Raw genomic sequence first — 12,287 nt, forward strand, 5'->3', positions numbered from 1 at the left:
CAGAGGCAGCGCACACCCCGGGCATCTGGAAACCGGCTCCTGAAGTCCGGCCCCGGACAACATCACCCCGCAGTCCGGACACTTCATATTTCCCTGCACCGACACTCCGTTTGAGCCCGACGAGATGACCCATATTGCACCGTGACGTCCTTGCGAATCACTGTCATGGGTTGCCGTAGCGGATTCCGGCCCGGCTGATCGAGCGGCGCATCCGCGGTCCGGTCTAGGCTGACGGCCACCCGAAACGATCCAGGAGCGCACATGGGCGGGGCGACCGCGGCAGACTACGCCTGGTTGAGCGACCGGTGGACCGACGGTGTCGGCACCACCGTCTTGTGCATCACCTTCGTCCGTGACCTGTCCCCCTCCGACGCGCTGCGACGGATCAAGGTCACGCCCGGCAGTCGCGGCGACTTCAACGTCGCCGCCTACGCCGCTCGGGGCGGAACCGTCCTCGCCGACACGGGATGGGCCACCAAGTACGTCAGCAACCTGGCCGAGCCGTTGTCACTGGGTACGGCCGCGGCCATGGTGTTCGCCGATGTCGAGGACTCGGACTTCACCTACCGGGTGAACGACCGCCTGATCACCACGTTCGGCCTGTACGGCTACCGCTACCGGGAGGGCGACGATCCCGACCGGCTGCTCGCGGACGTCCGCGAACTGGGCCTGTACGACGACGGGGACCGACCCTACGAAGCCCCCATCCCCGGTGCCCTGGCCCTCGCCTCCCGCGCCACCGGCGTACACCTGTCCCGCGCCCACTACGCCCGACCGGCCCTCACCGGTTCGACCGATCACCTCATGGATGATTGACCGCGCCGAGGACTCCGCCGACGGCCACCCGGCGCCCGTCCCCCTCCTCGGTCTTCACAACGGTCAACCGCACCACGAAGTGCGGCGCACCGCTCGCCGGTGATCCCCGCGGGAATGTCAGATCCGCCTGCCACACTCCCCGTGATCACTCAGGAGGGAGAAACCGGTGCGCAGAATCACGCCCGCGGATTACGCATGGGAGAACGACTGGCATTTGGAGATCTACACCATCACCTTCGTCCGCGGCCTGGACGAGCGCGAGACACTCCGGCGGTTCGGCGTCGTCGACGCCAACATCCATGTCGTGGACGACGGGGAGGTCGCCGAGCGCATGGGGGTGAACGAAGGCTGCTGCGACATGGTGCTGGTGACCAGGGCCGGCGGCTGGACCGTCGCCTTCGAATACGGCGGCTGGGAGGGCACCCGCCGCGAGACGCTGCGCGAGCTGACCCGCGACGGCGGCGAGGCCGTCTCCGTCATGCGCCACAATTACGCGGCATCGCACGACTTCAAACACGCCACGGACGGCCGGATCCGGACGGCATTCCGTCCGCAGACGCCCCAGGAGCGCTGGGGCAGCCACCCTGACGCGCTGAACGAGGACATGCGCGAGCTGGGCCTCGACCCCGAACCGGCGGACGAGTTCCAGTACCTCTCCGGCCGCGTTCCCGCGGCCCTCGCCCTGGCAAGCCGCATCTCAGGAGTGCTGTTCACCCCCGCGCTGCTGGACGCGCCACTGCCCGGCGGCGTCATCACCGACCGCGCTCCGAACGACCCTCCGCGAGGCGACCCGCTCGCCGCGCACGCCCTGCGCGCCTTCGACCGGAAGCTCGCCGAGGCCATCGACCACGCCTCCCCCGGCCTCCAGCGCCGGGCCGCGGTCGCCGAGGCCCGCCGCCAGTGTGCACTGGCCGGCGTGGCCGACCACCCGGTGCTGGCCGCCGCGCTGGCGTCGGCCGAACAGGGCGAGACGGGGCCGGTCGAGCACGACTCCCCGCTCGCCGAGCTCATCCGCCGTCACGAGTCGGAGCTGACCGGCCATCCGATCGACGAGGCCACCGGCGAGTGGCTGGCCGGCCCGGCCGCGGACCCGCACCGCTCCCCGACCGACAGGCGCAACATCTTCGCCCTCGACAACCCGACCGGCATGCCGGCCTGCCCGAGTTGCCGGTGGCATCACCGTCCGGGCGAAGCGGAGCGGGAGGCGATCCGGCCGCGCTGGCAGGCGGCGTCGTCGGTACGCCACGCCCTGTCCCCCGACCCCAGGAGGGCCGCCTACAACACCCACTATCTCCTGATTCACCCAGGTCAGCTCATGGCCGACCGCGACCTCGCGGCGGCCGTCGCCGCGAGGCTGCGCGCCTCCTCGACGTAGCGGATGCGATCTGCCGACCTGCCGATCAGGAACCCGGGACGCCGCCGCCCGTCTCCGCACGCCGGACCAGCGCCAAGAACGTGACCAGCACCGCGCCCGCCGAATAGTGCAGCATCGGTCCGAACCTGACGATGTCCCAGCCACCGAACTCAAGCGTTTCCCGGCAACCGTCCAAGATGACCCGAACAGCGTAGGGAAGGCTGAACACCCCGGCGAAGACCACGAACAGCGCCACCGTCACCCATGCGGCCCATACCCCCCACCCGCCACGAAGGGAGAGAGTCGCACACAGCCCCAGCGCCATCACCCCTGTGGGCCAGCCGGACAACTCCGCGGAGATGGTCCCCCAGTTGATCTCGATCAGCCAATCGAACTTCCCGGGTTTCCACGGCTCGGCACTCAAGGGGCAGGCATAGCCGTGCGCCGAGTAGGTCGGCCCGCCAGATAGGCGCCACTGCAAGGTACGCAAAGCGGGAGCCGCCAGAGCCGCCAAGGTCAAAAGGGGCACTCCCCAGCGCGGAGGAATCGCCGATAACGGAGGCAAGACAGCCGCCATGTGATCGCAGGAAAAGGGCGCCCAGCCTAGATCATTTCCCGTACGTATGTCAGCAGGCGCCCTTCACGGCAGCGGGGAGCTCTCGTGCGGCTTTCGCTGAACCTGCATCCACAATGGGCCGATGCGGGAACCGTGGGTGCATCTGGGCCGGCTGTGGACGAACGGCGATCCGTTTCTCGCTGTCGACGCTTCGCTGCGCGACGCCTGGCGCGGGTTCAGCGGCGACCAGTACGACGAGGTTGTGGATCTCGGCCCGGAAACCACCGGCATCCCGGTCGGAGCCGGCCGAGCGGTCCTCATCGGCGCCGACGGAGTCGTCCGCGACGACAGCTGGATGGAGGTCTTCCAGGCAGACGACGGCGCCATCGCCGTCGTGCAGGCCTCCGGCCCCGACTACCCGCGCGTGCTGACCGACGCCCTCCGCTACCCCGACGCCGACGATGAGGACGGTGACCCGCTCATCGTCCACAGTGGCGAGCTCGCCTTGTTCAGTGCCGCATGCGACGGCACCGGACCACACTCACAACCCCTGGCGCCCGCCCGACCAGGATCGGTGCCGTCGTCGCACGGACGACCGTCGCGCGACGGCGATCCAGGCCTTATGTTGACGACGACGTGCACGACGTTCGCGTTCAAGGTGCGCTGGCACACCCTGTTGGACGACGAGAACTGTTTCGCCCGGTGGCTGCTGATCCCACATGAACCTCGCGATCAGCCGACACCGGAATGATCGCCACCCATCGTCACCCCGCGGGGTGTGGCGGTCATGGCGGCGAGCTGTGTCACAGAGGGATCGGCAGTGCCCAGTGGGGGCTGTCCATCAGTGCTTCGTCCAGGCGGACGCCGCTTTCCAGCTCCACCACGGCGAGGCAGGCCGCGATTATGTCCACCCTCGCCTCCGCGTCCTCGCTGTCATAGCCGCTCACGAGAAGGTCGATGTACGGGCTCAAGGGACCCAGGTGGTCCGCCCATCGCGTGAAAGGCAGGGGGTCTGGATCCGGGTGGTCGAGAAAGCCTTCGGCGTGGCCGTAGCGGGCGTACATGCTGGTGTTGCCTTCGATGTCGAAGGACACGTACCAGTGCCGGAACCCCTCGCCGGCGAGTCGCTCGGTCATCTCCGTGCGGTCGCCGCCCGGGTTGACCCAGTCCAGCGTGACGATGCCGTTGCCGACCCGGTAGAGACTGATGGAGCCGGTGCTGTGCGGCAGCTCGTCGGGGCCTTGGAGGGTGGCGAGGTCTGCCCCGAGTCGGCGTACGGCGTCTTTGATGGACAGGACACCGGAGTCGGGAAGCGTCACCGTGTAGGCGATGGTGTCGAGGCCGCTCAGCATGTCGCCGTAACGAGCGACGATCTCGTCCGACATGGGGCCTTGAGTCATTCGGTGATTCCGTGCTGCTTCAGGCGGGCGACCAACTCACCCATGTCCCTGAGCCTGGACCAGGCCTCGCCTCCGACGCTCAGCCGTTCCTTACCCCCTACCAAAGCCGTACCTCCGGATCGCCGACCGACCAGCTTGCGAATCTTCGAATATCAGCCCCTGCGGAGGCACGAGCATCAGCTCGGCATCCGGCGGAAGAGGTTCCCCTGGTCGTGCACCTCCAGTTCCTGACCAGGACGCTCGCGCGGGAACGCGAGCATCTTGGTGCCGACCGGAAGCGCTTCTTCAAATCTGCGACGGATCTGCGCGGCTTCCACTGCTCGACCGGGACCTTCGGATCGCTGACCACACCACCCTGGCTGAGCTCAATGTAAACGAGCCCATCAGGGATCGTTTTCCGCCCCTTGACGCCCTTGAGCGCTTCCTTGACACGCATCCGCAGGACGACGCGATGGTCCAGAGGACCGCCGGGATACGTTTTCAAAACGGGGCCCTGCTGCCAGCCGTCGATTGTTCCGGCTGCCACGACGGGGCGGTCCGCAGCGAGTTCCTCCGGCGTTCCGTACGGATCGAAGTCGGCCTCGACCACGCGTAACAGCGACACGTCCAAAGAGCCTTTCGCTTCAGAGCCGAGGGCATGCGCCTGCTTCGGGCCCGCTTGTCTCGCGGTTGCGCCGCCGCTGGGTCCATCACAGGCGGACAGGGCCGCCGCGGCGGCGAGGGCGAGCGCGGGAAGGGTCTGCTTCCTCATCGTTGTCCTCCCTCGCGGTCAGGCCCGGGAACGGATACAAGTCGGCGATGTGGTGAGCATTGTAGGTGTGGATCCAGGACCCGCTGGGGTTGCCGGTCGGTGCGCAGGAGTCGTCCATGGGCGGGGAGCAAAGCGGTGTACCGGTCGCGTCCCCCATCCGGGCCGCCTGCCACGAAACTCAGGTGCGGCGTCGCGTGGACACCTTTAGGCTGTGCCGGCGGAGCCGGTCTTGTATCAAGCTTGGCGAATAGGGGATGCGTGAGGTATGACGAGTCAATTGTTCGCGATCTGCTTCAATGCGATCCGTCCCTCGGACCTGGCGCGGTTCTGGTCGGGGGTACTGGGCTGGGAGATGGCCGACGGCCCTGACGACGACGTCGCGATCCTGCCGCCCAACCCTGCCGGCTTCCGCGTCCGTTTCCTGCCGAGCCTGGAACCGAAGATCGGCCAGAACAGGGCGCACTTCGACCTGACGAGCACCTCCCCGGACGATCAGCAGCAGACGGTGGCCAGAGCGCTGAGACTCGGCGGGAAGCACATCGACGTGGGCCAACTCCCGGAAGAGGGACACGTGGTGCTCGCCGATCCGGAGGGCAACGAGTTCTGCGTCATCGAGGCGGGCAACAAGTTCCTCGCCGACACCGGCGTCATCGGTGCGCTGGCCTGCGACGGCACCCAGGAGGTCGGCTACTTCTGGAGCGAGGCGCTGCGGTGGCCACTGGTCTGGGACCAGGACCAGGAGACCGCGATCCAGTCGCCGAGCGGCGGTACGAAGATCACGTGGGGTGGTCCTCCGGTGGCGCCGAAGACGGGCACGAACAGGTTGTGCTTCGAGCTGGTGACGCCCGCCGACGCCGACTGGGAGGCGGAGGTCGATCGCCTGCTCTCGCTCGGGGCGACGCGTACCGGCGAGGGCGATGGCGGCCAGGTCCTGATGTTCGACCCGGACGGCAACGAATTCTCCGTACGCAGCCCCCGGTAGCGCAGCTCTGCCCGTCCGGTCCGTGTTTCCGGCATGTCAGTTGCCAGCCTGCGGTCGTACGGACCGTGCTGCGCCAACGCGGCACCGCGGGAGTCGGCACTCGTCGAGCCGGATGCCGGCGATGATCAGGTGATGCAGGCGTGGAGTTCCTCGTTCCTCTGCGATTGACCGGGTAGTACGGGAGCCCTCGCCCAGCTTGAGCCGGATGCCGCACATCGAAAAGTGTTCATCGCCCACCCCTTATGCTCTCCGAAAGTTCAGAACGCTGGATCGCTTGCGCGCAAGGCACAACCCCGCAATCGCCCTACGATCGGTCACATATTGGGGGCCTTACTCTGATGCGACTCTTGACCGGAACGGGGAGCAAATGATTTTAAGAGCATGTAGCCGGGTGTTGATGGGGATTGGGCTTGTGGTCCTTGTTCCCAGCATCCTCATGCAGTTGGGGGTGCAGGACAAGTGGATGCGTGCGAGGGTGGTCGAGCCGTCGGAAGCGAATGCATCGTTCCTGACACCGCTGGTGATCTCATGGATTGGTATCGCCCTGGGGATCGCGTGGATACTGGCGGCCATAACCTGTTACCTCATACCGAGATCCATGGCCTATCTGCAGCGACCAAAGGGCCGCTCAGGCGGTTCGGGTGCGGTCGTTTAACCTTCTCGCCACCTGATCACCCCCGAGCCGAAGTGCCCCCACCGGAGGCGCGGGCTCAACGCTCACCAGCGCTGGAGTCGAGCCTGCGCTTCAGTCCTCGCTCCAGTTGTCGAGAACGATGACGGATGCCTCCTCCAACACATCCAGCCACTCGCTTTCGATGCCCATGCCAGTGGACGCCTCGATGAAGGCGAACGCCGCGCTGCGCTTGCCTCGATAGTCCTCGGGATCGAGGCTGTCGAGCATGCCGCGGAACTCGGCCAGGATGCCTGGATCGCCCTCCTGGACGGCGTGCTCGGCGAAGATGAAGTCGCGCATCCGTGCCCTGATCCTGCCGTTGGCCGCGTAGAGAATCGTGTATCCCCCGTTGAAGTGCCAGGTCGTCATCCACACGCGTGACTCTTTGCTGAGTTCAGTGAGAATGTGATCGGGCGGGGCGAAGCCATGGGAGAACTCGAGGAAACCCCAGGCTCCTTCACCCTGGTAGACGAAGAGCACGGGCATGTCCTCCTCCCCGGCCTCCTCTGTGGGGTACTCCATGATGCGTTTCTCGGGATCACGGCCCCCGTTCAGCCGCCGCAGGAGATCGTCCACTGTGATCTCTTCATCGCGGGGTTGCACTACGGTCCAGCAGAGGGCCTCCTCAAAGTACTGCTGTTGGCTGAAAAGATTGCGGTAGTGATCGATCACGTGATGATTGTCGCGGAAGCTGACAGGAGCGAAGCAGCCCTCGTCTCCTCCAGAAACGCAGAAGAGGCCCGAATAGCCTCTGAGCTGCACTTACTGCTGATGGAAGATACAAGGTTCGACGTTATCCCTCGGCCCTGCAATGTCGGTCCATCCCGCGTGCATCCCGGAGCATGCTCCGGCGTCACGCGTTCTTCGTCCGCTCTTGTAGGCGTCTGAGATGCCGGAAATACTGGCCAACTCGCGATCGGACTGCCCGGTCGATCAGTCGGACCTGTGGATCTGACGCATGCTCGTAGAGCTCGATCTCGAATGGATCGCCGTCGCGGCTCGGCTTCGACGATCACCCCACCACCGTGTACGAGCGGTCGAGCGAGGAATCGGTGGAGCAGGTCGCAGTCATGCTCGCGCGGACGGTCAGCCCGGAGCGACCGCACGACCTCGCGGTCTCCCGCCCGTCGGACGCGCTGGCCGCCCGCGCGGCCGCTGCGGGCACCTTCACCACCCTGCTGCTGTCGGCGCTCGGCGGAGTGGCTGGGCTGGCGCTCGGCGGGCTGGTGACCGCCGGGTACGCGCTGTGGCAGGGCTGGCCGCCCACGGTGCCCGCGTGGGTGCCGGCCGGCGCCTTCGCCGCCACGCTGGCCGTCGGCGCGATCGCCGGGATCTACCCGGCTATCAGGGCCTCCCACCTGCCTCCCACAGTGGCCCTGGCCTCCAGCTGACCCCGGGGCGAGCTTCCAGGGCGGCGGCGGGAGGCCGCCACCCGGGCTGGAACAGCGTCCTACTTGGTCAGGGATTCGGCGACGAGTCGCCAGATGTCCGCGGCCAGGTCCATGTTGCCGCTCTGCTGGGCCTGCTCGGCGAGCTTGCGCAGCCCGGCGAGCGCCGTGTCCTGCTCGCCCTCCAGGAGCAGGACGCGGTTGCGCAGGACGTCGAGCCGCATCCGCTCCTGGTAGGGGAGCAGGTCGTCGAAGCCGGTCAGCCGGTCGAGGACCGTGCGGGCCTCGACGAGGTCGCCGGCGAGGACGGCGATCCGGGCGCGCACGGCCAGCAGTTGCTGCTCGATGGCGGGGGCGCCCGCGAACGGCATCGCGGCCTGGACTTCGGTGACACGCCGCCGGGCGGACTCCGTTCTGGGCGGATCGGCCCTGAGGTCGAGCCGGGCCGCGCCGAGGCGCAGGCGCATCCAGAGCGTCAGGTCGTCACGGCCGTCGAAGCCGTCGATGGCCTGGTCCATCAGCTGCGCGCCGGTGTCGAGGTCGCCCTGGCGGACCCGGATGTTGGCCACGGTCCACACGGCTTGCGCCCGCAGCGCTCCCGAGACCTGGTCCGCCAGCGTGAGCAGCTCGTCGGCATGCCGCGCGGCGTCGGGCAGCCGCCCGGCCTCGGCCAGCGCCGACACCAGGGCCAGCAGCGTGGAGGCCCGGACGCGGGCGGGCAGCGCTTCGCGTTCGGCCAGCTCGTAGGCGTGTGTTGCGGCGTCGACGGCGCCGGCGATCTCTCCGGTGCTGCGCATGCAGCGCGACAGTGCGGCCAGCACTCTGGACTGCAGCTCGGGCAGCCCGATCTGCGCGCTGAGCGCGGCCAGCTCGTCGAGGCAGGTGCGCTGCTCGGCGTACTCCTGACGCCACTGACGCCATTCGGCGACCTGCCAGAGGGCCTGCCAGCGCAGCAGGGGGTCCTCCCCGCGGGAGGTTTTCAGGGCGTCGCTGAGGGTCTGGCCGCCTTCGTCCTGGCTCAGGCCGGTGGCCAGGGTCAGGCTCTCGGCCAGGGAGGTGGCGGTGGACTGGGTGAGGGCGGCGGGGCTGACGCCGAGCTGGGTGGCCAGGTGCGTGATGGCCCGTTCGGTGGGCTGACGCGCCCCCGACTCCAGCCGGGACAGGTATCCGGTGGACATGCCCTCGCCCGCGAGGGCTGCGAGCGTCAGGCCGCGTTCCGTCCTCAGTTGCCTCAGTCGGCGGCCGAAGAGTGGTTGTTCGAGCATGTCCGAACTCCCGGGTAGCGGTTGACGTCGTCCGACGTCCGGAGGGTAGCTCACTTGCCTCACTCTAGACAAGTTCTTGCCTCAGTCCGATGTCAGTGCGGTGCAGCTTTGGCAATTCGCCTTGGCAACTACTTGCCAAACCTGTGGCAACAGTCGTAGCGTTCCTGTCGTCGCCAACGGACCTCGTCACCGACAAGCCAGAAGAAACCCGAAGGAGCACCGCCATGTCCCTCGCCCTCACCGACCAGGACCAGCTCACCCTGCGCACCGCCGCCTGGGGCGCCGTCTCGCTGATGTCCGCCGCCGGTGCCGCCGGCTCGGCCCACAAGGCCGCCGCCGAGGGCTCCGTCGCCCTGACCTCCGCGACCGGCCTGGTCGGGCACGTGCTGGCCAAGGCGCCCAAGGGCGTGAAGTACGGCAGGACCGTGGCCGAACTCGCCGACCAGGTGCTGCCTGCCCTGAACGCCTCCATGAGCCTGCTCGCGAAGTCGGCACCGGCCGAGGCCGACAACTTCCGCCGCACCGTCCTGGTCGCCGTCGAAGCGGCCGCCCACGGGACGCCCAGCCCCACCATGACCGAGATGGCCCGCAAGATCAGCGCAGCCCTCGACACCGCTCCGGTCACGTCCGAGGTGAGCGCGGCGAGCACCGTGGCCGGGCAGGATCGCCCGGAACTGCAGGAGGCCATGCAGGCGTACGTCGATTCCGGGGTGGCCACCGGAATGCAACTGCGGGTGAACGACGAGCGCGGCGAGTGGGTCGGCACCGCCGGGGTGCGCGAGCTGGGCTCGCCGGAGAAGCCGCCGGCGGACGGACGGTTCCGGGTCGGCAGCTCCACCAAGACGTTCGTCGCGACCGTGGTGCTGCAGCTCGTGGCCGAGGGCAGGATCGGGCTGGACAGCCCGGTGGACGGCTACCTGCCCGAGTTCGCGCTGGACGGGCGGATCACCGTACGGATGCTGCTGCAGCACACCAGCGGGATCTTCAACCACACCGGCGAGTACTACGAGGACGGGACGTTCGCGCCGGGAATCCCGTGGTCGGGCAAGGAATGGGTGGACGGCCGGTTCGACACCCACCAGCCCGAGGAGCTGGTCCGGCTGGCGCTGTCCAAGCCGGCGCGCTTCGAGCCGGGCACGGACTGGAGCTACTCCAACACCAACTACGTGCTGGCCAGGCTACTGATCGAGCGGGTCACGGGCCGCTCGTTCGCCGAGGAACTGCAGCGGCTGATCCTGGACCCGCTGGGACTGACGGGCACCGAGGCGCCGGGCACCTCGACGGAGATCACCGGACCGCACGCCCACAGCTACTACCGGTACGAGGACGGCGGCCAGGAGCACACGGTGGACGTCACCAGCCAGAATCCCTCGTGGATCTCCGCCGGCGGCGACCTGATCTCGACCACCCAGGACCTGCACACGTTCTTCTCCGCGCTGAACGGCGGCCGGCTGCTGCCCGCCGAACTGCTGACCGAGATGCGCAAGCCGGACCCGAAGATCGGCTACGGCCTGGGGATCTTCGAGCAGGACCTGGGCGAGAACGGCGGCACGGTCCACCACCACAACGGCGGCATGGCCGGCTCCGCGGCGCTGATGTACAGCACGCCCGACGGCCGCAAGACGATGACGGCCTCCATGACCTACGTGGACGACGCCGCCCTGTCCAAGGCGGCAGCCTTCCAGCAGGCGACACAGCGGCTCATCGACGAGGTGTTCGGCGACGGCCGCACCACGAGCTGAGAACACCGACCAAGACCCCGGAGACGAGGACATCATGAACACGACGATCAGCCGGCGCACGGCCGTCGCGGCGCTCGCAACGGCGGTGCTGGCGGGGGCCGCCACCCCCGCCATGGCCGCCTCCACCGCGCAGGATCGCCCGGAGCTGCGCAAGGCGATGAACGCCTTCGTCGACGCCGGTTTCACCGGGATCCAGCTACGCGTGCGCGATCAGCAGGGCGACTGGGCCGCGGGCGCCGGGGTGCGCAAGCTGGGATCGGCCGCCAAGCCCCCGGCCGACGGGAGCTTCTGGGCGGGCAGCATCACCAAGACCTTCACCGCGACCATGGTGCTGCAACTGGTGGCCGAGGGCAGGATCGAGCTGGACAGCCCCGCCGCCGACTACCTGCCCGGCTACGGGCTGGACGAGCGCATCACCGTACGGATGCTGCTGCGGCACACCAGCGGGATCTTCAACTACACCGGCGAGTACAACCCCGACGGGACGATGGACGAGCCGGGCATCCCCGCCAACGGAGACGAATGGGTGCCCAACCGGTTCAACAGCTACGAGCCCGAGGACCTGGCACGTCTGGCGCTGTCCAAGAAGCCGCGCTTCGAACCAGGGACGCAGTGGAGCTACTCCAACACCAACTACACGGTGGCGCTGCTGCTGATCGAGAACGTCACCGGCCACTCCTACGCCACCGAGCTGAAGCGGCGCATCACCGGCCCGCTCGGACTGCGGGGCACCCTCGCGGCGGGCAACCGCACGACGGCACTGCCCGGCCCGCACGCCCACGGCTACTACCAGTACAAGGACCGCGTGATCGACCTCTCCCACCAGAACCTGTCCCTGCTGACCGGCGCCGGTGACCTGATCTCCACCACCCAGGACCTGGCCACGTTCTTCTCCGCACTGAACGGCGGCAAGCTCCTGCCCGCCCCACTGCTGGCCGAGATGCGCACGGCGATCCCCACGTCCATCCCCAAGCAGGACTACGGCCTCGGCATCTGGGCGCAGGACCTGGGCCCCGGCTGCGGCACCGTCTACCAGCACAACGGCAGCCCGCCGCACGGCTACGGAGCCCTGATGTACAGCTCGCCCGACGGCAGCAAGACCCTGACCGCCTCGGTGACCTGGCTGGACTCGGCCACCAGAGGTTCGGCGAAGGACTTCCTGACGCTCGTGGACGCCCTCGTCAAGCAGGAGTTCTGCGACACACCGACCGGCCAGGCACGGCCGGACAGGCCCGGTTCTGCCTTCTGAGGAGCCAGTGGCGATCACCGTAGACATCCGCACACGACGCAAGAGGCCCATCACCGCGTTCCCACTGGTGACGGGCCTCTTCCCGCTGGTGTGGCACAGGGCGGCCGAACA

General features: G+C 68.2%; 12 protein-coding genes. 7 read left to right on the plus strand and 5 right to left on the minus strand.

Annotation, left to right across the window (positions count from 1 at the left end; genetic code table 11):
* The first annotated feature begins 261 nt into the window (after positions 1–261).
* Both AB0J46_RS05675 and AB0J46_RS05680 read left to right on the plus strand, forming a co-directional pair.
* Positions 262–816, plus strand: a complete 555-nt coding sequence (locus AB0J46_RS05675) for a DUF6461 domain-containing protein (RefSeq protein WP_364326871.1) — start codon at positions 262–264, stop codon at positions 814–816.
* Between the two features lie 166 nt (positions 817–982).
* A complete protein-coding gene (locus AB0J46_RS05680) occupies positions 983–2,191 on the plus strand; it encodes a DUF6461 domain-containing protein (protein WP_364326874.1) in 1,209 nt (402 codons plus the stop codon).
* Between the two features lie 25 nt (positions 2,192–2,216).
* On the opposite strand, the gene AB0J46_RS05685 is transcribed toward AB0J46_RS05680, so the two are convergent.
* Positions 2,217–2,594 carry a hypothetical protein gene (locus tag AB0J46_RS05685; RefSeq protein WP_364326877.1) on the minus strand — a complete coding sequence of 126 codons (378 nt, stop codon included), beginning with the start codon at positions 2,592–2,594 and terminating at the stop codon, positions 2,217–2,219.
* A 274-nt stretch (positions 2,595–2,868) separates the two neighbouring features.
* Between AB0J46_RS05685 and AB0J46_RS05690 the strand changes: the two genes are divergently transcribed.
* The gene (locus AB0J46_RS05690) at positions 2,869–3,477 is read left to right on the plus strand and encodes a hypothetical protein (protein WP_364326880.1); all 609 of its coding nucleotides are present in this window, start codon (positions 2,869–2,871) and stop codon (positions 3,475–3,477) included.
* 52 nt (positions 3,478–3,529) lie between these two features.
* On the opposite strand, the gene AB0J46_RS05695 is transcribed toward AB0J46_RS05690, so the two are convergent.
* Together AB0J46_RS05695 and AB0J46_RS05700 are read right to left on the minus strand one after the other, a co-directional pair.
* Positions 3,530–4,111, minus strand: a complete 582-nt coding sequence (locus AB0J46_RS05695; protein WP_364326883.1) for a hypothetical protein — start codon at positions 4,109–4,111, stop codon at positions 3,530–3,532.
* 112 nt (positions 4,112–4,223) lie between these two features.
* Positions 4,224–4,877 carry a hypothetical protein gene (locus tag AB0J46_RS05700; protein WP_364326886.1) on the minus strand — a complete coding sequence of 218 codons (654 nt, stop codon included), beginning with the start codon at positions 4,875–4,877 and terminating at the stop codon, positions 4,224–4,226.
* A 265-nt stretch (positions 4,878–5,142) separates the two neighbouring features.
* On the opposite strand from AB0J46_RS05700, the gene AB0J46_RS05705 reads away from it, so the two are divergent.
* On the plus strand, positions 5,143–5,859 hold the full coding sequence (locus tag AB0J46_RS05705) for a VOC family protein (protein ID WP_364326889.1): 717 nt from the start codon (positions 5,143–5,145) through the stop codon (positions 5,857–5,859).
* Between the two features lie 745 nt (positions 5,860–6,604).
* Here the strand turns inward: AB0J46_RS05705 and AB0J46_RS05710 are convergent.
* Positions 6,605–7,204 (minus strand): hypothetical protein, encoded by a 600-nt coding sequence (locus AB0J46_RS05710; protein ID WP_364326892.1) that lies wholly within the window; start codon positions 7,202–7,204, stop codon positions 6,605–6,607.
* A 380-nt stretch (positions 7,205–7,584) separates the two neighbouring features.
* Between AB0J46_RS05710 and AB0J46_RS05715 the strand changes: the two genes are divergently transcribed.
* Positions 7,585–7,923 (plus strand): hypothetical protein, encoded by a 339-nt coding sequence (locus AB0J46_RS05715; RefSeq protein ID WP_364326895.1) that lies wholly within the window; start codon positions 7,585–7,587, stop codon positions 7,921–7,923.
* Between the two features lie 59 nt (positions 7,924–7,982).
* Here the strand turns inward: AB0J46_RS05715 and AB0J46_RS05720 are convergent, their stop codons facing one another.
* Entirely contained in the window at positions 7,983–9,185 is a 1,203-nt protein-coding gene (locus AB0J46_RS05720; protein WP_364326898.1) for a helix-turn-helix transcriptional regulator, read from the minus strand.
* 224 nt (positions 9,186–9,409) lie between these two features.
* Here AB0J46_RS05720 and AB0J46_RS05725 point away from each other — a divergent pair, with 224 nt between their 5' ends.
* A complete protein-coding gene (locus tag AB0J46_RS05725) occupies positions 9,410–10,927 on the plus strand; it encodes a serine hydrolase domain-containing protein (protein WP_364326901.1) in 1,518 nt (505 codons plus the stop codon).
* Positions 10,928–10,961: 34 nt separating this feature from the next.
* The gene (locus AB0J46_RS05730) at positions 10,962–12,176 is read left to right on the plus strand and encodes a serine hydrolase domain-containing protein (RefSeq protein ID WP_364326904.1); all 1,215 of its coding nucleotides are present in this window, start codon (positions 10,962–10,964) and stop codon (positions 12,174–12,176) included.
* Positions 12,177–12,287 lie beyond the last annotated feature (111 nt).

It is taken from the genome of Nonomuraea sp. NPDC049758 (assembly GCF_040674635.1).
Lineage (GTDB): Bacteria > Actinomycetota > Actinomycetes > Streptosporangiales > Streptosporangiaceae > Nonomuraea.